Origin of the sequence: Achromobacter sp. UBA4530, assembly GCF_002388205.1 — a bacterium.
Classification (GTDB): domain Bacteria; phylum Pseudomonadota; class Gammaproteobacteria; order Burkholderiales; family Burkholderiaceae_B; genus Achromobacter; species Achromobacter animicus.
Genome location: NZ_DGMA01000011.1, coordinates 96,793 through 117,832, shown reverse-complemented (window position 1 = coordinate 117,832; position 21,040 = coordinate 96,793). Strand labels below are relative to the sequence as shown.

The following is a 21,040-nucleotide window of genomic DNA, read 5'->3' as shown; positions in this document are numbered from 1 at the left end:
GTGATCAAGTGGCTCGCGCGACCGGCGGACTATCTGCCGGTCTGGCAGGACATGCAGGCGTACACCAGCCAGCGCGACGACAACACGCCGGATGAAATCTGGCTGTGCGAGCATCCGCCGATCTACACGCTGGGCCAGGCGGGCCTGCCGGAACACGTGCTCAATCCCGGCAACATTCCCATCGTGCATTGCGACCGCGGCGGCCAGGTGACTTATCACGGCCCCGGCCAGGTCATGGCCTACGCGCTGTTCGACCTGCGCCGCGCCGACATGTACGTGAAGGAATACGTGGCGCTGCTGGAATCGGCCGTCATCGACACGCTCGAGCAGTTGGGTGTGGACGGGGCCTGTCGCAAGCCCGGCGCGCCGGGCGTCTATGTGCCGCATCCCGAAGGCGGCGAGCTGGCCAAGATCGCCGCGCTGGGCATCAAGATCCGCAACGGCCGCGCGTACCATGGCGTGTCGCTGAACGTCGAGATGGATCTGGCGCCGTTCCTGGGCATCAATCCCTGTGGCTACGAAGGCTTGCGCACCGTCGACATGGCGGCCTGTGGCGTGCGGCGCACGCCCACCGAGACGGGCGATGCGCTGGCGCAGAATCTCGCGCACGCCTGGCAATGCCGAAGGAACACAAATTGAAGACCTACACCGCGGCCGAGGTCGCCGCCACCACGCCCGAACAGCTTGCCCGTCTGCGCGAATCCGGACCGCCAGAGGAATACGCCGCATGGATCCGCGCCGCCGCCGACCTGGGGCTGACCGAGGCGCAGACCATCTACGGACAGATGCTGCTGGACGGCGTGGGCGTCGAGCGCCAGCCCGCGGAGGGACTGGCCTGGTTCAAGCGTGCCGCGCACGCTGATCACCCCATGGCCATCAACATGGTGGGACGCTGCTATGAAAACGGCTGGGGCGTGGCGGCCGACGATACGGTCGCGGCGTACTGGTTCCGCCGCGCCGCCGACACGGGTCTGGATTGGGGGCTGTACAACTACGCGCACATGCTGCGCACGGGCCGGGGCGGCGTGACGCAGAACCAGGCCGCGGCGTTGGCCCTGTACCAGCAGGCCGCGCAGGCCGGCCACGTGAAGTCGATCGGCGTCGTGGGCCGTTATCACGAGGCCGGCGACGTGGTCCCGCAAGACCTGGAACGCGCGTTTGACTGCTACCAGCGCTGCGCTGAGGGCGGCGACTTCCGCGGCATGTTCCACCTGGGTCGGATGCTGCTGTTGCAAGGCAAGAAAGAGGAAGCCGTGCAATGGCTGGTCCGCGTCCCGGAAACCGCGACGCCCGCATTTTTGAAGGAAGCCAACGGCATGCTGCAGGACTGCGGCTTTCCGGCGCTGTACGAAGCGTAGAGCAGCTTCACGCGCCTTACGCGCCTCAGGTGCTCAGGCGCGCATCGAACACCACTTCCAACATGTCGTGCTGCCCGGCGCCTCGTTCGCCGTCCAGCCGGTCCAGCAACAGCTGACCGGCCCGCCGGCCCAGCTCGGCGGCGTCCACGCCCAGCGTGGTCAGGCCCTGCACCCACTGCACCGCGCTCCCGTCGTCCGAGAACCCCAACACCGCCAGATCCTGCGGTACCTGCAGATCGCGGTTGTGCGCCTCCGACACGGCGGCGGCCGCCAGCAGGTCGGACGTGCAGAACACCGCATCGAAGATCGTATTGGTGGCCAACAGGCGCAGGAACGCCATGCGGCCGTCGTTCATGTGCTGGACTTCCGGTTGGACGATGTCCGCAACCAGTTCCAGTCCCAACGCGGCCGCGCTGCTGATGAAGCCCTCGCGGCGGGCACGCTCCCACGGCGTGTCGGCGCTGATGCAGGCGACGCGCGGATGGCGCTTTTCGGCCAGATGCCGGGCCGCCATGCGGCCGGCTTCGGCGTTGTCGATGGCGACCGCGCTGTCCAGCGTCTGCGGGCAGGCGATCCAGGTTTCGACGATGGGGACCTCCAGCGCGCTGAGCGCGGTGCGCAGGGTGGGCGTGTCCACGGGACCAATCACCAGGGCCGCCGCCGGTCGCAGCCCGTCCAGCAGGGCGAGGCCGGCGGGCTCGTGCCAGGGGCCGACGGACAGGTAGTAACCCGCTGACGCGACGCGTTCACTGCAGGCCTGCAAAGCGCGGGCGGTCGGGCCGGCATCGAGACGGGCGGCAATCACGGCGATTGGGGCGGGCAAGGGCAGGGAAGGCATGGCAAAGGCTGGAAATACGTCAGGCCAGACGATAACCCAGGGCTGATGGGGGCGCCGGACATACTGCAGCGGTTCCCCGGGCCGCCGGACGTTCCCGCATCGGATCGGGCCGCGAAGGGTAAAATGCCTGTTTTCTCCCAGACCCGGCCGTTCTGCGCGCCGGTCACGAAGGTGTCCCATGTCCACGCTCGCCGAGTCTCCTGTGCCCTCGAACGAATCCGCCGCCGCGCCCGCGGAAGCGGTCTACGACCCGACGCAAAAGCAGAAATCGCAGGCCAAGACGGCGCGCATTCCCATCAAGATCATTCCGGCCGAGCGCCTGAAGAAGCCTGAATGGATCCGCGTGAAGGCCGCCGCGCCCGGTTCACGCTTCTACGACATCAAGCGCATCCTGCGCGAACACAACCTGCACACGGTCTGTGAAGAGGCCTCGTGCCCGAACATCGGCGAGTGCTTCGGCAAGGGCACGGCCACGTTCATGATCATGGGCGACAAGTGCACGCGCCGCTGCCCGTTCTGTGACGTGGGCCACGGCCGGCCCGACCCGCTGGACACCAAAGAGCCCGAAAACCTGGCGCGCACCATCGCCGCCATGAAGCTGTCCTACGTGGTGATCACCTCGGTCGACCGCGACGACCTGCGCGATGGCGGCGCCGGCCACTTCGTGGACTGCATCACGCATATCCGCGAACTGTCGCCCACCACCCGCATCGAGGTGCTGGTCCCCGACTTCCGCGGCCGCCTGGACCGCGCGCTGACCATCCTGAACGCGGGTCCCCCGGACGTCATGAACCACAACCTGGAAACCGTGCCGCGCCTGTACAAGCAGGCACGTCCGGGTTCGGACTACATGCACTCGCTGAAGCTGCTGGCCGAGTTCAAGAAGCTGCACCCGGAAGTGCCCACCAAGTCCGGCCTGATGCTGGGCCTGGGCGAGACCGACGAGGAAATCCTGCAGGTGATGCGGGATATGCGCGACCACAATGTCGATATGCTGACGATTGGCCAATATCTGCAGCCCTCGGAACACCACCTGCCGGTGCTGCGGTATGTGCATCCGGACACGTTCGCGATGTTCGAGCGTGAGGCGTATGCGATGGGGTTCTCGCACGCGGCGGTGGGGGCGATGGTGCGGTCGTCGTACCACGCGGACGAACAGGCGCATGCGGCTGGGGTGAATTGATCGCCTGAGCGGTTCGGGCGTGGCGCGCTGTGTCGCGACTTGCCCGCTACGCCTTCGAGAAAAAGTCCGCCGCGCCGCCGTAGGCAACCAGCTCATCCAGACTCTGGTCCACATACGTGGTCCAGGCCGCCGGCGCAAAGTCGGCCGCCACTGTCAGCGCCGTTGTATCCAGCCGTGAATTGCGCGGCCGGGCGGCAGGGGCCGCGTAATCCACCGACGTCACGGCCGTAATCCGGGCCGGTTCAAGGTTCAGGTTGATGCCTCGCGCAATGGCGCCTGCCACGAGATATTGCGCATAGTGATGCCAATTGGTCGAGCCCGCCGCGGCGACGTGATACAGGCCCGCAGGCAGCGCTTGCTGGCGATGGCGCGCGATGCACAGCGCGGTGGTCTGCGCGACCAGGGACGCGGGCGTCGGCGTGCCGTGCTGGTCCGCAACGACATTCAAGGTTTCACGGGTCCGGGCCAGATTCAAGATCGTCCGGAAGAAGTTGCGCCCGTGCAGCGAATGGATCCAGCTGCAGCGCAACACGAAAGCCTCGCACCCGCTTGCGGCAATGGCGCGCTCGCCTGCGAGTTTAGTGGCGCCGTACACGTTGATGGGATTCGGCGCATCGGCTTCGGTATAGGGCCGCGCGAGGGCGCCGTCAAAGACGTAATCGGTGGAGTAATGAATGAGCAGGGCGCCGCTGGCCGCGGCATGCTGCGCCAGTGTCGCGACCGCCAACGCGTTCACCGCTGCGGCCGCGTCGGGTTCGTGCTCGGCCTGGTCGACCGCCGTCCAGGCGGCTGCGTTGACGATGATGTCCGGTCGTTTCGCGTTCAGCGTCGCGATGACGGCCACGTGATCACGCAGATCGAGCGCGTCCCGGCCCAGCGCCGTGACATCGCCCACCGCCGGCAATACGGCCTGCAGCGCACGGCCCATCTGGCCGTCCTTGCCGAGCAACAGGATGTTTGCCATGGGGGCTGGCTCGCGATGACTTGCGTGGGCTAGCGGCGCGCCTGCGCGCCGGCCCAGAACGTGTCCTGCTGACCCAGTTGGCGGTTGATGTAACGCGCCAGCACGAACATCAGATCCGACAACCGGTTCAAGTACTGCCGGATCGGCGCATTTACGCTTTCCACTCCCGCCAGCGCGACCACCGCGCGCTCGGCACGCCGGGCTACCGTGCGCGCCATGTGCGCCACTGCTGCCGGCCGCGAGCCGCCGGGCAGGATGAACTCGCGCAGCGGCGGCAGCGCCGCGTTGTAGTGCGCGAGCCGCGCATCCAGATAAGCAACCTGCTCTTGGGTGATCGCGGCATGGCCGGGGATGCAAAGCTCCGCGCCCATGTCGAAGAGGTCGTGCTGGATGGTGAGCAGGTCGGCGGACACGTCGTCCGGCAGGGTTTCAGTGAGCAACAGGCCGATGACGCTGTTCAGTTCGTCCACATCGCCCAGGGCGGCGATGCGCGGGGCGTCCTTGGGGATTCGGGATCCGTCCCCGAGCCCGGTGGTGCCATCGTCGCCGGTGCGGGTGGCAATGACGGATAAGCGGTTGGCCATGTTTTTTGATTGAGTGAGAAGAGTTGGAGGCTTGCTTCCGACGGTAAGCGCAGCCCGCAAGCAGGGCCGCTCCGCAAACAACCGTCAGGATTGTTGCGCACTCGCGGCGGAATGGTTGCATTCGCGCAGTATCCTAGCACTGTAAAAAGCGGCAGGAGCGCCTTAGGCGCCCCGGCCGCTTGGATCGCATAGGGAGGTTACATATGGGTTTTAACCGCAAGTACGCAACGCCCATGGCGGTTGCCACCGCAATGGCTGTCGTGTCGCTGGCGACGCCAGTCGCTTTCGCGCAGCAGGCCGATGCCACGGGCGAGGTGCGGCGCGTGGACGCCGCGGCGGGCAAGGTCACGATCAAGCACGATGCCATCAAGGCGCTGGACCTGCCGGCGATGTCGCTGGTCTACCAGGCCGATCCGGCGTTGCTGGCCAATATCAAGGCGGGCGACAAGGTGCGGTTTACCGCTACGCGCAAGGATGGCAAGTACGTGGTGACGGCGATCACGAACTGACGCTGTCCCAAAGAAAAAACCCCGCCGCAAAGCGTTGCGGCGGGGTTTTTTGCATCTGCGGCGGGTCGCTGGTGCCCGGAGCGTCAGAGCACGTAGCGGGCCAGGTCCTGGCTGCTGGCAGCTTCGGCCAGTTGCGAGTTGACGTAGGCGGCGTCGATCTTGACGTGCTTGTCCTGGCTGGACGTGGCGTCAAAGGAAAGCTCGTCCAGCAGCTTTTCCATCACCGTGTACAGACGGCGGGCGCCGATGTTCTCGGTGGTTTCGTTGACCTCGAAGGCCAGTTCCGCCAGGCGGCGTACGCCTTCGTCGGTGAACTCGAGCTCGACGTCCTCGGTCGCCATCAGCGCCGTGTACTGCTTGGTCAGCGACGCATCCGTGTCGGACAGGATGCGCACGAAATCCTGGGCGGTGAGGGATTCGAGTTCGACGCGGATCGGGAAGCGGCCTTGGAGTTCGGGGATCAGGTCCGACGGACGCGACAGGTGGAAGGCGCCCGACGCGATGAACAGGATGTGGTCGGTGCGGACCATGCCATAACGCGTGTTGACGGTGGTGCCTTCAACCAGCGGCAGCAGGTCGCGCTGCACGCCTTGGCGCGACACATCGGCGCCGCCGGATTCCTGGCGGGCGGCGATCTTGTCGATTTCGTCCAGGAACACGATGCCGTTCTGCTCGACGTTGTTGATCGCAACGCTGCGCAGGTCTTCTTCGTTGACGCGCTTGGCGGCTTCTTCGTCGACGATGAGCTTGAAGGCTTCGCGCACCTTCATCTTCTTGGGCTTTTTCTTGTCGCGCGCCATGCCCGCGAACATGCCGCGCAGCTGCTCGGCCATTTCTTCCATGCCGGGGGGCGTCATGACGTCCATTTGCGGCACGGTCTGCGCGACTTCAATCTCGATTTCCAGATCGTCGATCAGGCCTTCGCGCAGGCGCTTCCGGAACGTCTGGCGGGCGCTGTTGTCCTCGCCGCGCTGGGGCTCACCCGAGGCGCCGCGGGGCGGCGGAACCAGGGCGTCCAGGATGCGGTCTTCGGCGGCGTCCTCGGCCTGGGTGCGCACACGGCGCATTTCCAGTTCGCGGGTCTGCTTGATGGAGTATTCGGTCAGGTCGCGGATGATGGTGTCCACGTCGCGGCCCACGTAGCCGACCTCGGTGAACTTGGTGGCTTCGATCTTGATGAACGGCGCGTTGGCCAGTTTGGCCAGGCGGCGCGCGATCTCGGTCTTGCCGACGCCGGTCGGGCCGATCATCAGAATGTTCTTGGGATGGATTTCGTGGCGCAGGGGTTCGGCGACCTGCTGGCGGCGCCAGCGGTTGCGCAGTGCCACCGCGACCGCGCGCTTGGCGCGGTTCTGGCCGACGATGTACTTGTCGAGTTCGGAGACGATCTCTCCGGGCGTCATGTTGGATGCGGACATCAGGGCGGATCCTTGAAGCTAGGGCGGGCTGGGAGGGCGCCGCGGCGCAGGTTGCGCCGCGCGGCAGGCGTCAGTCGCCCAGCGTTTCGATGACGTGGTTCTGGTTGGTGTAGATGCACAGGTCGCCGGCGATCTCGAGCGATTGTTTGATGATCGTCTCGGGCGGGAGGTCGGTGTTGCGCAGCAGGGCCAACGCGGCCGATTGCGCGTACGCGCCGCCGGAGCCGATGGCGGCCAGGCCGTGCTCGGGTTCCAGCACGTCGCCGTTGCCGGTGAGAACCAGCGTGTGCTCGGCGTCGGCCACGATCAGCATGGCTTCCAGGCGTCGCAGGACGCGGTCGGTACGCCAGTCGCGGGTCAGTTCGACCGCGGCGCGCATCAGGTTGCCCTGGTGCTTTTCGAGCTTGGCTTCGAAGCGTTCCTGCAGCGTGAACGCATCGGCGGTGGCGCCGGCGAAGCCAGCGAGAATCTTGTCGTGGTACAGGCGGCGGATCTTGCGGGCAGTGCCCTTGATGACGATGTTGCCCAGGGTGACCTGGCCATCGCCGCCCAGCGCGACGCGGTTGCCGCGGCGCACACACACGATGGTGGTGGCGTGAAATTGTTCCATGCGTTCCTTCCGTTGAAAGTTTTAGCTGGGGGCGGTCGCCGGTATATCAAGTAGAAAAAAGGCCATGCGGTTAACCGGCATGGCCTTTCAGGGACGGAGCGGAAGCGGGACGGATCAGTCGCCGTACAGCTTTTGACGCATCTCACGGCGTTCCTGCGCTTCGAGCGACAGGGTGGCCGTGGGGCGGGCGAGCAGACGGGGGATGCCGATGGGCTCGCCCGTTTCTTCACACCAGCCATATTCGCCGCTGTCGATGCGGGCGATGGATTGCTGCACCTTCTTGAGCAGCTTGCGCTCGCGGTCGCGGGTGCGCAGTTCCAGGGCGTGCTCTTCCTCGATGGTGGCGCGGTCGGCGGGATCCGGCACGAATTGCGTTTCACGCAGGTGCTCGGTGGTCTCGCCGGCGTTGGCCAGAATGTCCTGCTCGAGTTGTTTGAGCCGTTCCTTGAAGAACGCCAGTTGGCGGTCGTTCATGTAGTCCGACTCGGGCATGGCCAGCAATTCCTTTTCGCTGGGCAGATCAATCGCCGTATCGCTCGTCGACTTACTTGATTTTTTGGTTGCTGCCTTGGTAGCCATGTAAACACTCCACTATGAATCGATCCTGGCGCGGGCGTCCGTCCCGGTCCGTGTTACTTGTTGCCTACGCTATCCGTACCTCACAGTACTGCCTTCGTCGCATCGCGTCACGCAGGAATGGGGATTACCCCGCCAGGCACTGCTCCAAGCCCCGGGTAAAAATCTCCTGGGGCAGCTTACGTCCGATGAACACCATCTTGGTGGACGGTTTTTCGGCCGCGGTCCACGGCTTGCCGGGTTCGGCGCCCATCATCATGTGCACACCCTGGAACAACATGCGGCGGTTGATGCCCTTCATGTACAGGATGCCCTTGTAGCGCATCAGGTCGGGACCATAGACCTGCACGACGCCGCCCAGGAATTCCTCAAGGCGCGCGGGATCGAACGGCTTGTTGGAACGGAACACGAACGCGCCGATTTCGTCGTCGTGCTTGGGGTGGTGATGGTGGGCATGATTGCAGTGCGCGCCGCATTCGCCATCGTGGTCATGATCGTGGTCATGGCCGTGGCCGTGATCATGGTCGTGATCGTGGGCATGGTTGTGCGCGGCGTCCGGATGCTCATCGGCCAGGAACTCCGGGTCGATGTCCAGAATGGAATTCAGATTGAAGCCGCTGATGTCGATGATGGACTTGAGGTCGACGTCGCCGAAGTTGACGGCGGTGATCGGCGCGCGCGGGTTCATGTGAACCAGACGGTGGCGCAGCGCTTCGTAGTCGACTTCGTTGACCAGGTCTTTCTTCGAGATCAGGATGCGGTCGGCGAAACCGACCTGCTTTTGGGCTTCGGGTTGTTCGTCGAGTGTGGACATGCCGTGCTTGGCATCGACCACGGTGACCACCGCGTCCAGGCGGTAGTACTCGGCGATGTCGTCATCCATGAAGAACGTCTGGCACACGGGGCCGGGGTTGGCCATGCCGGTGGTTTCGAGGATGACGCGTTCAAAAGTGAGTTCGCCGGCTTCGCGCTTGGCGCGCAGCTCGGACAGAGTACGCATCAGGTCGCCGCGCACCGTGCAGCAGACGCAACCGTTGGACAGCTCGATGATTTCTTCGTCGCTGTCCTGCACGAGCAGGTCGTTGTCGATGCTTTCGGGTCCGAACTCGTTTTCGATGACGGCGACGCGGCGGCCATGGAATTCGGTCAGGATGCGTTTGAGCAGGGTGGTCTTGCCCGCACCGAGGAAGCCGGTGAGGATGGTGACGGGAACCATTTTGTCCAAACTGCGCGGGGTGTTCATGGCGAAGCTGCTAGCGTGATGTCAGGGCGTGAAACACAGCGCCTGACGGGGTTTTCAGTCCCTGCCGATTGATGTCTGCCACAGGCTGCGAGAGCCACCGATAGCGGCCGGACGCAGGATTACAGCACAGTCGGGGGCAGGGGGCAAACCCCGGGCCAACCCGGGGGGCCGTGGCCGCCAGATGGCAGCCGATCGCCGTCAAGTATCGGGCGATACCTCTATTTTGGGGCGGTTTGCCTGAATTCAAGGGCGAGCCGGCGGCCCGGGAGCGGGCGGGCTTGAAATGGCGCGGCCGATGGGGCGCATCCTAAGGATGAGATGCGGCTCGAAATGGGGCTCATCCAAGGATGAGAGGTGCCCGGGATGAGGCCAATCCAAGGATGAGGCGCACCCAATGGATGAAACGCCTCAGGGGCGCCCGCCCAATCAGTGGTGATGGTGGTGATGACCCGCGTCGGCCGGCTGCGTCTTCTGGCACTGCGGGCACAGCGCGCGGATTTCGGTTTCATGCGTGGCCAGCGCATAGCCCGTCTGGGCAACGCGTTCGGCCAACTGACGGCTCATGGCCGGGTCGGAGACTTCAGCGACAGCGCCGCAACCGGTACAGACGACGAGCAGGTCATGCGGGGCGCCGCCGGCGTCGTGGCAGGCGCTCCAGGCATTGACGGCGTCCAGGCGGTGAATGAGGCCTTCGTCCATCAGGAAGTCCAGGGCGCGATACACCGTGGGCGGCGCAGCGCCCGGATGGACCGCGCGCATGGCGTCCAGCAGCTCGTAGGCCTTGAGGCTGCGGCCATGGCGCAGCAACAGTTCGAGGACCTTGCGGCGGATGGGGGTCAGGCGGCGTCCGCGCTGCGCGCACAGCGTTTCGGCGACGCTGAGCTGAGCGCCAACGCTGTCGTTGCGGGGTGGACGGGACGGAGCGGACATGGCGGGCTTTATCTGAATGGGAAGCGCGCGCGACGCGCGCGCGAGATGCCTGGAAGGTAGCAGAAAACCCCGGCGTGCGGGAACCGGCTCTGAAGCCGTCATGGTTTAGTTATGATATAACATAATAAAACTACCGCTGCTTCGTATGTTGTTGCTGCGGTTGCCGCTTTCCCGTCGTTGCCGAATTCCGTTGTTGCCTGCCATGTCCCATTTCTCGCTCCTGCCCCCGCGGCCCGGCGCCGCGCCCGGCCGGGGCACGCCGCCCCGTTCCGCGTTTCTCGTTTCCGCCTGGCGGCGCATGGCTTACGCCCTGATGGCCGGCATCGCGCTGTGGGCGTTGACCGGCTGGGCGCTGGACTGGTGGCCGCGATGAACGCGGCGCCCGTCACGGTCGAGCTGGTCGACGCATCGTTCGGCTGGCATGGGCGCGCGGCCTTGCGCGCGGTTTCGGGCAGCTTCGCGCCCGGCGGCATGACAGCCGTGGTCGGACCCAACGGCGCGGGCAAGTCGACGCTCATCAAGGGCATCATGGGCGTGCTGCGACCCATGACCGGCAGCGTGCGCATCCAGGGCGCCGGACGATCGGCGTTGGCGTGGCTGCCGCAGGCGGCGGAACTGGACCGATCATTTCCGACGACAGTGCTGGACCTGGCGGCCATGGGCGCCTGGCGCCGGGTCGGCGCCTGGCGCGCGTTCAGCAACGACGAGCTGGACCGGTGCATGCACGCACTTGAAACCGTGGGCCTGGCCGATTGCGCGGGCTGCGGCGTGGATACGCTGTCGGGCGGGCAGATGCAGCGCGCCCTGTTTGCACGGATGCTGGTGCAGGACGCGCCGGTGCTGTTGCTGGACGAACCCTTTGCGGCCGTGGACAGCCACACCGCCGAGGAACTGATGGCCCTGTTGTGCGGCCTGCATGGACAAGGCCGCACCGTGATCGCGGTGTTGCACGATCTGGACCTGGTGCGCGATCACTTTCCGGAAAGCCTGCTGTTGTCCGGTTCAGTGGTGGCCTGGGGCGACACCACCGCCACCTTGAGCGAGGCGCATCTGAAGACGGCGCGCCAACGCCACGCGGGAGCCTGGGCATGACGCTCGTGGATTGGGTGGTATCGCCGTTCCTCGACTACGGTTTCATGCGGCGCGCGCTTGCGGGTGCTTGCGCGCTGTCGCTGGGCGCCGCGCCCTTGGGTGTCTTTCTGGTGTTGCGGCGCATGAGCCTGATGGGCGATGCGATGTCGCACGCCATTCTGCCGGGTGTGGCGGTGGGCTTTCTGATGGCCGGCCTGTCGCTCGGCGCGATGATGCTGGGCGGTATTGCGACTGGACTGGCCGTGGCATTGCTGGCGGGGCTGGTGGCCCGGCTGACGCCGCTGCGCGAGGACGCGAGCTTTGCCGCCTTCTACCTGATATCGCTGGGGCTGGGCGTGCTGCTGGTGTCCCTGCGCGGCTCCAACATGGATCTGCTGCACGTGCTGTTCGGCACGGTGCTGGGCCTGGACGACGCGGCGTTGCTGCTTGTGACCGCCACGGCCAGCGTGACCTTGCTTGTGCTGGCGGCCATCTACCGGCTGCTGGTTGCCGAATGCCTGGACCCGGGATTCCTGCGCGCCAGCGGCGGCATGGGCGGCGTGGTGCACATGGGCTTTCTGGTGCTGGTCGTCGTGAATCTGGTGGCGGGCTTTCAGGTGCTGGGCACGCTGATGGTGGTGGGCATCATGATGCTGCCGGCCGCCGCGGCGCGGTTCTGGGTGCGCAGCGCGGCCCGTCAGATTCCGCTGTCGGCGGCGCTCGGCGTGGCGTCTTCGGTGGCCGGGCTGCTGGTCTCCTATCACTTCGACGTGCCGGCCTCGCCCGCGATCATCCTGGCGGCCGGCGCCTGCTATCTGTTTTCCATCGTGGGCGGCCCGCAAGGCGGGCTGCTGCGGGCAACGCGCCGCGCGCGCCCTGCCTGAGACTTCATAAGGAGATTGACCATGCGTTCGATTCTGCCGGCACGCCGCCGCGCACTGCTGGCCATGGCGGGCGTCTGCCTGTCGGCCATGTTGGGAACCGCGCAGGCGGCCGAGCCGCTGAAAGTGGTGGCCAGCTTTTCCATCCTGGGCGACATCGTGCGGGAAATTGGCGGCGCCGACATCAGCCTGACGACGCTGGTCGGGCCTGACGGTGATGCGCACGGGTACGAACCCACGCCGGGCGATGCGAAAAAGCTCGCGGATGCGCGCGTGCTGGTGGTGAACGGCCTGGACTTCGAGACCTGGCTGCCCAAGCTGACGAAGGCGTCCGGGTTCGCCGGACAGACGGTGACGGCGTCCAAGGGCGTGACGCCGCGCAAGTTCGCGGGGCATGGCGATGGGCACGCGCACGAGGCTGATCACGATCATGATCACAAGGACGGACACGATCACAAGCACGGCGATGACCACGACCATGACCATGACGATGACCACGACCACAAGCCCGGCCATCACCATCACCATGGCGACGCCGACCCGCATGCCTGGCAGAGCCTGGCGAACGGCGTGATCTACGCGCGCAACGTGGCCGACGGCCTGGCCGCCGCGGATCCCGCGCATGCGCAGGCGTATCGCCAACGCGCCGACGCCTACGTCGCCAAGCTGCAGGCGCTGGACGCCAGCGTGCGCAAGACCTTTGGCGCCATCGGCGCCGATCGCCGCAAGGTCGTCACCTCGCACGATGCGTTCGGCTATTTCGGCGACGCGTATGGCGTGACGTTCATCCCCGCAATGGGGGTGTCTACCGACGCCGAACCGTCGGCGCGCGAGGTGGCCGCGATCATCGAACAGGTGCGGCGCGACAAGGTGCCCGCGGTGTTCGTCGAGAACATCAGCAGTCCCAAGCTGGTCCAGCAGATCGCGCGCGAGACCGGCGCAAAGGTGGGTGGTACGCTCTACTCCGATGCCCTGTCCAAGCCTGGACAGCCGGGCGCCACCTACCTGGAAATGTTTGAATGGAACGCACGCCAGCTTGCCGCGGCCTTGCAACCCTGAGCGCCGTGGCGGCGCTGCTGGCGGCGGGCGCCGCCAGCGCGCACCCGCACATGTGGATCGATGCGCGCGCGCAGATCGACGTCGATGCCGAACAGCGCATCAGCGCCGTGCGGCAGGTGTGGCTGTTCGACGAAATGTTCGGCGCCTACGCGACGCAGGGGCTGAAAAAGGCCAAGGACGGGACGCTTCCCGCCGACACTCTGAAAGGCATGGCGCAGGATTGGATGAAGGCGCTGGGTGAGCCGATCTCGCATTACTTCACGCGCGTCACCGTTGACGGCAAGACCGCGGCATTCGCCGCACCTCGCGACGCCCGCGTCGACTGGAACCCCAAGACCACGCGGCTGACGCTGTCCTTCACGCTGCCGCTGGCCGAGCCCGTCGTGCCGGGCGCGGGCGGCGCGCAGGTGGACATCTACGACCCCACCTATTTCGTGGCCTACGCATTTGAAGAGAAGGGGGCGGTGTCGCTCGGCGGTCCGCAAGGCGCGGCCTGCAAGGCCGACTACCGCAAGCCCAAGGAACTGGATTGGAAAACCATGCAGGAACTGGCCGCGATCCCGGCCGACCCGGACGCCTTGCCCGACGAACTGTTCGCCATTACCAAGGGACTCACGCACCGCATCGAGGTGCGATGCCCGTGAGCCGCCGCGCGCGCGCGCTGGCGATCATCCTGCTGATGCTCGGTGGGCTGTCGATTGCGGCCGCGCAAGGCACGCATCCCTTTGGCGTGCCGGAAAGCGGCAGCGGCCTTGCCGGTCCCGGCTGGCTGTCCAGTTTTTTTGGCAGCGTGTCTGTCTGGCAGTCGCATTTCTACAGGCAACTGACGGGCGCTGTCCGTGCCTGGCAGGCGGACGGCGGCGCAGCGTGGGCCTTGGTCGGCCTGTCGTTCGCGTACGGCGTCTTTCATGCGCTGGGACCGGGCCATGGCAAAGCGGTGATTTCGTCGTACGTCCTGGCCAACCGCCAGACGGCGCGCAACGGTGCGCTGCTGGCTTTGGCGTCTTCGCTGATCCAGGCGCTGGTGGCGATCGTGATGGTGGCGGTGCTGGCGTTGATCTTCAACGCGACGGCGGCGACGATGAACGAAGCCACGCGCTGGCTGGAGCTGGCGTCGTATGCGTTGGTGACGCTGTTGGGCGTGTGGCTGGTGTGGTTCAAGGCGGTGAGGCCGTTGCTGCGGCGGGCCGGGGCGCGTGAACATGCAGCGCATGATCATGCAGATGCGCCGGTGCAGGCGCACGAACACACGCACGAACACACGCACGAACATGCGCATGGGCATGAGCACGTACACGAGCACGTACATGAGCACCGGCATGATCACGAACACGCGCACAAGCATGCGTACGGCAATCCGCAGGTTCAGGTCCAAGCGCATCACCATGATCACGATCATCACCATGACCACGACTGCGGTTGCGGACACGCGCACGTACCCGCGCCGGAACAGGTTGCCGGTCCGATGAACTGGCGCCGCGCGTGGTCGGCGATTTTCGCGGTGGGCCTGCGGCCCTGCAGCGGCGCGTTGATCGTGCTGGTGTTCGCGTTGTCGCAGAATTTCTTTCTTGCCGGCGTCGCATCGGCGCTGGCGATGGGTTTGGGCACGGGGCTGACCGTGGCGGCGTTGGCTTGCCTGGCTGTTGCGGCCGGGAGCGCCGCGACGCGTCTGGGCAGCCGTCTGTCCGGCGCTGGCGCGGCGCGGCTGCGCTATGCGGTCGAGGCGCTGGCCGCGATTGCGGTGTTGCTGCTGGGCGTGATGCTGCTGGGCGGCATGTTGGCCGTGGGCGGGTAGCGTATACCCGCGTGCGGGCCGGGCCTTTGATCAGGCTGGACGAGCGCCTCGCCAAGAAAGGTCAGGACTTGCGCCCAGCGCGCGGATGGGCCTGGTCGTAGGCCTTGGCCAGATGCTGGAAATCCAGCCGCGTGTAGATCTGCGTGGTCGAGATATTGGCGTGGCCCAGCATCTCCTGCACGGCGCGCAGGTCCTGCGCGGATTGCAGGACGTGGCTGGCGAAACTGTGGCGCAGCACGTGGGGGTGCACATGCGTGGGCACGCCCGCCGTCTGCGCGATGCGCGCAAGCTGCAACTGCACCACGCGGGGTGAAATGCGGCGTCCGCGGGCGCCCAGGAATAGCGCGGCCGCGTCTGCGGGCGGCGGCGAGGGCAGCGCAAGCTGCGGACGCACCTCGATCCACTTGCGCAGCGCGGCCAGGGCCTGCTGACCGACCGGCACTGAGCGGCGTTTACCGCCCTTGCCCAGCACCACGACTTCGGCATCATCCAGATTCAGCCAGCCGCGCGACTCGTAATCGGCGGTGCGCTCGTAGCACAGGTCCAGTCCCACCAGTTCCGACAGCCGCAGTCCGCTGGAATACAACAGCTCGAACATGGCCTGATCGCGCAGCGCGGCCGGTTCGGTGGCGACCTGTGCCGGTGCGCTTTCCAGCAGAGCCTGGGTCTGTTCGACCGACAAGGCCTTGGGCAGGCCACGGGGCGCTTTGGGCGCGCGTACGCCCGCGACGGGATTGCCGGCCAGTTCGACGGCAGGCGCCCACCATTGATAGAAACCGCGCCACGCCGCGAGTGTGCGGGCCAGACTGCGCGGACCGCGGCCCTGCGCGTGCAGGCGCGCGACGAACTGCCGGATGTGGCCGTTGCCAAGCTTGTCGAGCGGCAGACCGGCCTTGTCGGCCAGTTCGCGCAGAAAATGCAGTTCGCGCTGGTAGCCGTCCAACGTATGGGGCGAGTACCGGCGGTTGGTCTCCAGATGGCGCAGCCAGGCGCGCATCGGATCCGGCAGCGGGGGCGGATTGTTGGCTTGCTCGGCTTCGTGCTTCGCATTCTGCTCGGCGTTCTGCATCGCGTTGTCCTTGTCCGCCCCGGCAGCCCTACGCCTTGGGCGAGGCCGGATTCAACCGGTGCAAAGCCGCCGACGCCAGCTGGCCGACGGATTCAAGAAACGTCGTCCCCATTTCCGGCGTGAAACGTTCCGGGTCGTCTGAACCCAGCACCAGCAGGCCCACGGCCGCGCCGTCGGCTTCAAGGCGCAGGGGAACCAGCGCCAGCGACTTGGGCTTGGCGTCCAGCCACGCCACCGCTTCGAAGGCGGTGTCGGCGCCGACATACGGCGTTTTCAGGCTGTCGGTGAAGGTGCGCACGTCATCGGATACGGGCTCGCCGTAGCCGTGATCGGGCAGGTCAGACAGGTTCCACAGGCGCAGCGCCACGTGGTTCAGTTCGAATTGTTCGGCCAGGCCCAGCGCGATTTCGCCGGGCACCAGCTGAGGATCGCATTCGGACAGCAGGCGGCAGCACCACTTGGCCACGTGCGAACCGATGGTCTCGTTGGCGGTGGCGTTGCGGACCAGTTCGTTCAGGCGCCATTCGAGTTCGCGGGTGCGCTCGCGCAGCGTGAGGATCTGGCGTTCGCCCAGCGAGATGGCGCGCGAACCGTGCGGATGCGGCACCTGCAGGGTGGCGAAGACTTCGGCGTGTTCGTCGAAGAAGCCGGGGTTCTCTTGCAGGAAGGTTGCGATGTCCTGGGCGGTGAAAGCGGTATCGGTCATAGAGTTATCGGTTCAGCGCCATGGAAAAGACGAGCTTGTCGATGTCGACCTGGCCCGTGAAGACGGATTCGGCCGGGCCGGTCATGCGGAGTTGTTCGCCGTTCCAGGCGACGGTCAGCACGCCGCCGAGCGCTTGCACGCGCACGGGCGAATCGAGCAGGCCGCGGCGGATGCCGGCCGCGACGGCGGCGCAGGCGCCCGTGCCGCAGGCCAGCGTTTCGCCGACACCGCGCTCGAAGACGCGCAGGCGGATGTTGTTGCGGTCGACGACCTGCATGAAGCCGGCGTTGACGCGGCGCGCAAAGCGCGGATGGGTTTCGATCAGCGGCCCCAGCACGGCGACGGGCGCGGTGTCGACGTTGTCGACGACCTGCACGGCGTGCGGGTTGCTGATGGCGACGGCGGACAGAGTGACCGTGCGGGGAAATCCGGCGGGGGCGTCGAGGTCCAGTTCCCAGAGGGTGTCCTGGCCCTGCGTCACGGAGGGCAGGCCGGCGGTGTCGAAGGGCAGCGCGGCCGGATCGAAGCGGGTGCTGCCCATTTCCACGGTGACCTGCTCGTCGTCGCCTTCGTCCAGGACGAGGATGCCGGTGGCGATCTCGGCGCGAAGCGGATTGCGGTCGGACAGGCCTTGCTCGTGCACGAAGCGCACGAAGCAGCGGGCGCCATTGCCGCAATGTTCGACCTCAGATCCGTCCGAATTGAAAATGCGGTAGCGGAAGTCGGCGTCCAGCCGCGTGGCGCGTTCGACCAGCAGGATCTGGTCGGCGCCGATGCCGAAGTGGCGGTCGCCGAGGGCGCGCGCGCGTTCGGGCGTCATCTCGATGGTCTGGCGGACCCCGTCGAGCACAACGAAATCGTTGCCCGCGCCGTGCATTTTGGTGAAGTTCCAGTTCATCTGCGGATTATCCCCCATTCTCGCGGTGCGGCGAGTGCGCGCCGCGGTTCAGTACAGCTTGGCTTCGCCTTCGGGGCGTGTCTTGAAGCGGCGGTGCACCCAGTAATACTGGCTGGGGCAGCGGCGCACCCAGGTTTCGAGTTCGCGGTTCAGGCGGGCGGTGGCCGCTTCCAGCGTGTCGTCGCCCGGAAAGTCGTCAAGTGGCGGCAGCACGTCGACATGGTACTTGCCGGTGTCAGGATTCCAGAACCCCACGATAGGCAGGACGGCGGCGTTCCATTTCTGGGCGAGCTGCGCTGTGGCGAGCAGCGTGGCGGCGGGCACACCGAAAAACGGCACGAAGACCGAGCCCTGCCGGCCGAAGTCCATGTCGGGGAGGTAGTAGACCGGGCGCGGGGCGCGCAGGTGCCGGATCAGGTCGCGCACGCCGTCCTTGCGGCTGACCAGGAATACTTCATTGAAGCGCGCGCGCCCGGCGGCCACGACGGCGTCGATGTGCGGATCGCTTTGCGGCGTATACATGGTGGCCGCGCTGGGCACTTCCATGGTCAGGCGGGTGGCGGCGGCGTCCAGCGCGATGAAGTGGGGCGCAAGCAGGATGACCGAGCGGCCCTCGGCCGTCAGCGCGTTGATGCGGTCGGCGCCGGTCTGCGTGACCATCTCCTTGATGGCCTCGGGCGTGCCGTACCACAGCACGCCGCGGTCGACGATGGATTGCGCCAGCGCGCGGAAGTGATCGGCCACCCACTGCTCTCGCACGGCCTCGGGCTGGTCGGGAAAGCTCAGTTCAAGATTGCGGCGGACGATGCGCGCGCGCGACTTGGCCAGCCGCGGCGCCAGCCAGCCCAACACCGCGCCGATGCGCAGGCGCGTCGACGGCTTGATGCGGCCGAACCATTTCAGCAGGGTAACCAGCGTGCGCGTTTTTCTATCGTTCATGGATGTGGGTGGAGACCGGACGGCGGGATGAGCCAGGGTTCAAGCGGTCGGGGGCGCCGATTCAGCGTCGGGCGCCGGGGTGGCGCCGCGCGGAGTCTTGTAGCGGTTGTAGCTCCAGAGGTACTGGTCGGGGCAGCGGCGGATCAGCGTTTCCATCGCGGCGTTGATGAGGGCGGCCTGGGCCTCGGGCTCGGCGGGCAGCGGCTCGGGCACGCGCACGTAGTGGATGCGCCAGCCTCGGCCCTTGGGCAGGCGTTCGCCGGCCGTAAGGATGATGGGGACGTTGGTCTGCGATGCAAGCTTGCCGGGCAACGTCATGGTGTAGGCCAGGCGCCCGAAGAACGGCACCCACACGCCGTCGCCCACGCTGGGCGCCTGGTCGGGCAGCATGCCGACGGATTCGCCGCGTCGCAGCGCGCGCACGAATTCCCGCACACCCTGCATGTTGGCGGGCACCGCATTGACGGCCGAGCTGTTGCGCGCCGTTTCCAGCAAGGGCGCCAGCGCTTCCTTGCGCGGGGGGCGGAACATCACCGTCATGGGCATCTGGCGGGCCAGGTAGCGCGCGGTGATCTCAAAGCAGCCCAAGTGCGGCGTCAGGAACAGGATGCCGCGGTTCTCGGCGCGGGCGGCGGCGACCACGTCGTCATCGTCGGAGACCACCTGCGCCAGGCTTTCCTGGTTGCGGAACCAGACGCGGGGATTCTCGAGAATCATTGCGCCGGCTTCAGCCGCCGCGCGCCGGGCGAACGCCGCGCCGGGGTAGCCCGCCTGCGCCGCATTGGCCTGCAGGCGCCGCCGGTACTTGCCCGGCAAGGCGTAGATGGCGCGTCCCGCGAACCTTCCGATCGCATGCGCGACGGGGAGCGGCAGGGCGGCAAAAAGTCGGAACAGAGGCAGCAACATGCGTCAAAAGGTTGAAATCGGGCAGGGTAATACTGCTGATCGAGGCATATGGATACACCCCGGCAACAAGCATAAGAACGGCATTTTCGCTTAAAATGCGCCCAGTCGCCGAGTTAACCGACAACTTGCGGGGCGACGGCAAGGGTAATGCGCTTCGCGCAGCCTGCGCCAAATCCGCTAAAGCGTCGCGCCCAGTTGGCATTGCATTGCAGACCGGGGTGCAACGCGCCTCGAGAACCTATGCGCCGGCAAGACCGGACAATAAGGACGCATCTGTGGCCAACAACGATTTTCTCTTCACTTCCGAATCCGTCTCCGAAGGGCACCCCGACAAGGTTGCCGACCAGATCTCCGATTCGATCCTCGATGCCATCTTCACGCAAGATCCCAACGCGCGTGTTGCAGCCGAAACGCTGTGCAACACCGGTCTCGTCGTGCTGGCTGGCGAAATCACCACCACCGCCAACGTCGACTACATCCAGGTCGCGCGCGACACGATCCGCCGCATCGGCTACGACAACACCGAATACGGCATCGACTACAAGGGTTGCGCGGTGCTCGTCGCCTACGACAAGCAGTCGCCCGACATCGCGCAGGGCGTGGACCGCAGCTCGGAAGACTACCTGAACCAGGGCGCCGGCGACCAAGGCCTGATGTTCGGCTACGCCTGCGACGAAACCCCCGACCTGATGCCCGCGCCGATCTGGTACGCGCACCGCCTGGTGCAGCGCCAGAGCGAACTGCGCAAGGACGGCCGCCTGGGCTGGCTGCGTCCGGACGCCAAGTCGCAGGTCACGTTCCGCTACGTCGACGGCCGTCCCGCCGAAGTCGACACCGTGGTGCTGTCGACCCAGCACGCGCCGGAAGTCTCGCAAGAGACCATCCGCGAAGCGGTCATCGAAGACATCATCAAGCCCAGCTTCCCCGAAGGCCTGATCACGCCCAAGACCAAGTTCCTGGTCAACCCGACCGGCCGCTTCGTCATCGGCGGCCCGCAAGGCGATTGCGGCCTGACCGGCCGCAAGATCATCGTCGACACCTACGGCGGCGCTTGCCCGCACGGCGGCGGCGCGTTCTCGGGCAAGGATCCGTCCAAGGTCGACCGTTCGGCCGCCTACGCCGCCCGTTACGTGGCCAAGAACATCGTGGCCGCCGGTCTGGCGCGCCAGTGCCAGGTGCAGGTCAGCTACGCCATCGGCGTGGCCGAACCCATCAACATCACCGTCTACACGGAAGGCACCGGCGTCATCCCCGACGACCAGATCGCCAAGCTGGTGCGCGAGCACTTCGACCTGCGTCCGAAGGGCATCGTGAACATGCTGGACCTGCTGCGCCCGATCTACACCAAGACCGCCGCCTATGGCCACTTCGGCCGCTCCGAGCCCGAGTTCTCGTGGGAAGCCACGGACAAGGTCCAGGAACTGAAGAAGTCCGCCTGACGCGATCCAGGATCCGCGATGCGGATAACGAAAAGCGCCCGATTGGGCGCTTTTTCGTTTTGTG

At 66.3% G+C, this 21,040-nt stretch carries 24 protein-coding genes; 11 read left to right on the top strand and 13 right to left on the bottom strand.

What is annotated here, in order from left to right; genetic code table 11:
* Positions 1–639 carry a lipoyl(octanoyl) transferase LipB gene (gene lipB, locus B2W22_RS12400; RefSeq protein ID WP_286937893.1) on the top strand — a complete coding sequence of 213 codons (639 nt, stop codon included), beginning with the start codon at positions 1–3 and terminating at the stop codon, positions 637–639.
* The gene (locus B2W22_RS12395; protein ID WP_286937891.1) at positions 636–1,358 is read left to right on the top strand and encodes a tetratricopeptide repeat protein; all 723 of its coding nucleotides are present in this window, start codon (positions 636–638) and stop codon (positions 1,356–1,358) included. The genes lipB and B2W22_RS12395 overlap by 4 nt, the downstream gene beginning before the upstream one ends.
* A 25-nt stretch (positions 1,359–1,383) precedes the next feature.
* Here the strand turns inward: B2W22_RS12395 and B2W22_RS12390 are convergent, their stop codons facing one another.
* The gene (locus B2W22_RS12390; protein WP_286937889.1) at positions 1,384–2,196 is read right to left on the bottom strand and encodes a substrate-binding domain-containing protein; all 813 of its coding nucleotides are present in this window, start codon (positions 2,194–2,196) and stop codon (positions 1,384–1,386) included.
* 178 nt (positions 2,197–2,374) lie between these two features.
* Between B2W22_RS12390 and lipA the strand changes: the two genes are divergently transcribed.
* Positions 2,375–3,379 carry a lipoyl synthase gene (gene lipA, locus B2W22_RS12385; protein WP_175124886.1) on the top strand — a complete coding sequence of 335 codons (1,005 nt, stop codon included), beginning with the start codon at positions 2,375–2,377 and terminating at the stop codon, positions 3,377–3,379.
* Between the two features lie 46 nt (positions 3,380–3,425).
* On the opposite strand, the gene rfbD is transcribed toward lipA, so the two are convergent.
* Positions 3,426–4,343 (bottom strand): dTDP-4-dehydrorhamnose reductase, encoded by a 918-nt coding sequence (gene rfbD, locus B2W22_RS12380; protein WP_286937888.1) that lies wholly within the window; start codon positions 4,341–4,343, stop codon positions 3,426–3,428.
* A 29-nt stretch (positions 4,344–4,372) separates the two neighbouring features.
* The gene (locus tag B2W22_RS12375) at positions 4,373–4,927 is read right to left on the bottom strand and encodes a cob(I)yrinic acid a,c-diamide adenosyltransferase (RefSeq protein WP_286937886.1); all 555 of its coding nucleotides are present in this window, start codon (positions 4,925–4,927) and stop codon (positions 4,373–4,375) included.
* Positions 4,928–5,130: 203 nt separating this feature from the next.
* On the opposite strand from B2W22_RS12375, the gene B2W22_RS12370 reads away from it, so the two are divergent.
* Positions 5,131–5,436, top strand: a complete 306-nt coding sequence (locus tag B2W22_RS12370; protein ID WP_175124908.1) for a copper-binding protein — start codon at positions 5,131–5,133, stop codon at positions 5,434–5,436.
* An 83-nt stretch (positions 5,437–5,519) separates the two neighbouring features.
* Here B2W22_RS12370 and hslU read toward each other — a convergent pair whose 3' ends face one another.
* The 5 genes from hslU to B2W22_RS12345 all read right to left on the bottom strand — a co-directional run bounded on the left by hslU (position 5,520) and on the right by B2W22_RS12345 (position 10,213).
* On the bottom strand, positions 5,520–6,854 hold the full coding sequence (gene hslU, locus B2W22_RS12365) for an ATP-dependent protease ATPase subunit HslU (protein WP_175124909.1): 1,335 nt from the start codon (positions 6,852–6,854) through the stop codon (positions 5,520–5,522).
* A gap of 70 nt (positions 6,855–6,924) precedes the next feature.
* Positions 6,925–7,464, bottom strand: a complete 540-nt coding sequence (hslV, locus tag B2W22_RS12360; protein WP_056327243.1) for an ATP-dependent protease subunit HslV — start codon at positions 7,462–7,464, stop codon at positions 6,925–6,927.
* Positions 7,465–7,578: 114 nt separating this feature from the next.
* On the bottom strand, positions 7,579–8,043 hold the full coding sequence (dksA, locus tag B2W22_RS12355) for an RNA polymerase-binding protein DksA (RefSeq protein WP_056327244.1): 465 nt from the start codon (positions 8,041–8,043) through the stop codon (positions 7,579–7,581).
* 124 nt (positions 8,044–8,167) lie between these two features.
* Complete coding sequence (locus tag B2W22_RS12350; RefSeq protein WP_175124910.1) at positions 8,168–9,283, bottom strand: CobW family GTP-binding protein; 1,116 nt, start codon at positions 9,281–9,283, stop codon at positions 8,168–8,170.
* Between the two features lie 426 nt (positions 9,284–9,709).
* The gene (locus tag B2W22_RS12345; RefSeq protein ID WP_056327248.1) at positions 9,710–10,213 is read right to left on the bottom strand and encodes a Fur family transcriptional regulator; all 504 of its coding nucleotides are present in this window, start codon (positions 10,211–10,213) and stop codon (positions 9,710–9,712) included.
* 202 nt (positions 10,214–10,415) lie between these two features.
* On the opposite strand from B2W22_RS12345, the gene B2W22_RS12340 reads away from it, so the two are divergent.
* The 6 genes from B2W22_RS12340 to B2W22_RS12315 are packed head-to-tail and all read left to right on the top strand — an operon-like array spanning position 10,416 to position 15,019.
* On the top strand, positions 10,416–10,586 hold the full coding sequence (locus B2W22_RS12340; RefSeq protein ID WP_175124911.1) for a hypothetical protein: 171 nt from the start codon (positions 10,416–10,418) through the stop codon (positions 10,584–10,586).
* Entirely contained in the window at positions 10,583–11,305 is a 723-nt protein-coding gene (locus B2W22_RS12335; protein WP_175124912.1) for a metal ABC transporter ATP-binding protein, read from the top strand. The genes B2W22_RS12340 and B2W22_RS12335 overlap by 4 nt, the downstream gene beginning before the upstream one ends.
* Entirely contained in the window at positions 11,302–12,168 is an 867-nt protein-coding gene (locus tag B2W22_RS12330) for a metal ABC transporter permease (protein WP_175124913.1), read from the top strand. The genes B2W22_RS12335 and B2W22_RS12330 overlap by 4 nt, the downstream gene beginning before the upstream one ends.
* Positions 12,169–12,189: 21 nt before the next feature.
* Complete coding sequence (locus B2W22_RS12325) at positions 12,190–13,224, top strand: metal ABC transporter substrate-binding protein (RefSeq protein WP_175124914.1); 1,035 nt, start codon at positions 12,190–12,192, stop codon at positions 13,222–13,224.
* Complete coding sequence (locus tag B2W22_RS12320) at positions 13,185–13,868, top strand: DUF1007 family protein (protein WP_175124915.1); 684 nt, start codon at positions 13,185–13,187, stop codon at positions 13,866–13,868. The genes B2W22_RS12325 and B2W22_RS12320 overlap by 40 nt, the downstream gene beginning before the upstream one ends.
* A complete protein-coding gene (locus tag B2W22_RS12315; RefSeq protein WP_286937880.1) occupies positions 13,859–15,019 on the top strand; it encodes a nickel/cobalt transporter in 1,161 nt (386 codons plus the stop codon). The genes B2W22_RS12320 and B2W22_RS12315 overlap by 10 nt, the downstream gene beginning before the upstream one ends.
* A gap of 61 nt (positions 15,020–15,080) precedes the next feature.
* Here the strand turns inward: B2W22_RS12315 and xerC are convergent, their stop codons facing one another.
* From xerC to B2W22_RS12290, 5 genes are read right to left on the bottom strand one after another with little or no spacing between them, the layout of a single operon-like run.
* Entirely contained in the window at positions 15,081–16,088 is a 1,008-nt protein-coding gene (xerC, locus tag B2W22_RS12310; protein ID WP_286937877.1) for a tyrosine recombinase XerC, read from the bottom strand.
* A gap of 28 nt (positions 16,089–16,116) precedes the next feature.
* Positions 16,117–16,794, bottom strand: a complete 678-nt coding sequence (locus B2W22_RS12305) for a DUF484 family protein (protein ID WP_175136852.1) — start codon at positions 16,792–16,794, stop codon at positions 16,117–16,119.
* Between the two features lie 4 nt (positions 16,795–16,798).
* Entirely contained in the window at positions 16,799–17,710 is a 912-nt protein-coding gene (gene dapF / locus B2W22_RS12300) for a diaminopimelate epimerase (protein WP_286937875.1), read from the bottom strand.
* Positions 17,711–17,740: 30 nt separating this feature from the next.
* Positions 17,741–18,631 (bottom strand): lysophospholipid acyltransferase family protein, encoded by an 891-nt coding sequence (locus B2W22_RS12295; protein ID WP_191577600.1) that lies wholly within the window; start codon positions 18,629–18,631, stop codon positions 17,741–17,743.
* Between the two features lie 39 nt (positions 18,632–18,670).
* Entirely contained in the window at positions 18,671–19,537 is an 867-nt protein-coding gene (locus tag B2W22_RS12290; protein WP_286937873.1) for a lysophospholipid acyltransferase family protein, read from the bottom strand.
* A gap of 275 nt (positions 19,538–19,812) precedes the next feature.
* Between B2W22_RS12290 and metK the strand changes: the two genes are divergently transcribed.
* The gene (gene metK, locus B2W22_RS12285) at positions 19,813–20,976 is read left to right on the top strand and encodes a methionine adenosyltransferase (RefSeq protein WP_056327270.1); all 1,164 of its coding nucleotides are present in this window, start codon (positions 19,813–19,815) and stop codon (positions 20,974–20,976) included.
* Positions 20,977–21,040 lie beyond the last annotated feature (64 nt).

Excerpts from the sequence above, each read along its gene's own strand:
- B2W22_RS12390 (WP_286937889.1), bottom strand. The coding sequence starts at position 2,196 with ATGCCTTCCCTGCCCTTGCCCGCCCCAATCGCCGTGATTGCCGCCCGT.
- lipA (WP_175124886.1), top strand. The coding sequence starts at position 2,375 with ATGTCCACGCTCGCCGAGTCTCCTGTGCCCTCGAACGAATCCGCCGCC.
- rfbD (WP_286937888.1), bottom strand. The coding sequence starts at position 4,343 with ATGGCAAACATCCTGTTGCTCGGCAAGGACGGCCAGATGGGCCGTGCG.
- B2W22_RS12375 (WP_286937886.1), bottom strand. The coding sequence starts at position 4,927 with ATGGCCAACCGCTTATCCGTCATTGCCACCCGCACCGGCGACGATGGC.
- B2W22_RS12370 (WP_175124908.1), top strand. The coding sequence starts at position 5,131 with ATGGGTTTTAACCGCAAGTACGCAACGCCCATGGCGGTTGCCACCGCA.
- hslU (WP_175124909.1), bottom strand. The coding sequence starts at position 6,854 with ATGTCCGCATCCAACATGACGCCCGGAGAGATCGTCTCCGAACTCGAC.
- hslV (WP_056327243.1), bottom strand. The coding sequence starts at position 7,464 with ATGGAACAATTTCACGCCACCACCATCGTGTGTGTGCGCCGCGGCAAC.
- dksA (WP_056327244.1), bottom strand. The coding sequence starts at position 8,043 with ATGGCTACCAAGGCAGCAACCAAAAAATCAAGTAAGTCGACGAGCGAT.
- B2W22_RS12350 (WP_175124910.1), bottom strand. The coding sequence starts at position 9,283 with ATGAACACCCCGCGCAGTTTGGACAAAATGGTTCCCGTCACCATCCTC.
- B2W22_RS12345 (WP_056327248.1), bottom strand. The coding sequence starts at position 10,213 with ATGTCCGCTCCGTCCCGTCCACCCCGCAACGACAGCGTTGGCGCTCAG.
- B2W22_RS12340 (WP_175124911.1), top strand. The coding sequence starts at position 10,416 with ATGTCCCATTTCTCGCTCCTGCCCCCGCGGCCCGGCGCCGCGCCCGGC.
- B2W22_RS12335 (WP_175124912.1), top strand. The coding sequence starts at position 10,583 with ATGAACGCGGCGCCCGTCACGGTCGAGCTGGTCGACGCATCGTTCGGC.
- B2W22_RS12330 (WP_175124913.1), top strand. The coding sequence starts at position 11,302 with ATGACGCTCGTGGATTGGGTGGTATCGCCGTTCCTCGACTACGGTTTC.
- B2W22_RS12325 (WP_175124914.1), top strand. The coding sequence starts at position 12,190 with ATGCGTTCGATTCTGCCGGCACGCCGCCGCGCACTGCTGGCCATGGCG.
- B2W22_RS12320 (WP_175124915.1), top strand. The coding sequence starts at position 13,185 with ATGGAACGCACGCCAGCTTGCCGCGGCCTTGCAACCCTGAGCGCCGTG.
- B2W22_RS12315 (WP_286937880.1), top strand. The coding sequence starts at position 13,859 with ATGCCCGTGAGCCGCCGCGCGCGCGCGCTGGCGATCATCCTGCTGATG.
- xerC (WP_286937877.1), bottom strand. The coding sequence starts at position 16,088 with ATGCAGAACGCCGAGCAGAATGCGAAGCACGAAGCCGAGCAAGCCAAC.
- B2W22_RS12305 (WP_175136852.1), bottom strand. The coding sequence starts at position 16,794 with ATGACCGATACCGCTTTCACCGCCCAGGACATCGCAACCTTCCTGCAA.
- dapF (WP_286937875.1), bottom strand. The coding sequence starts at position 17,710 with ATGGGGGATAATCCGCAGATGAACTGGAACTTCACCAAAATGCACGGC.
- B2W22_RS12295 (WP_191577600.1), bottom strand. The coding sequence starts at position 18,631 with ATGAACGATAGAAAAACGCGCACGCTGGTTACCCTGCTGAAATGGTTC.
- B2W22_RS12290 (WP_286937873.1), bottom strand. The coding sequence starts at position 19,537 with ATGTTGCTGCCTCTGTTCCGACTTTTTGCCGCCCTGCCGCTCCCCGTC.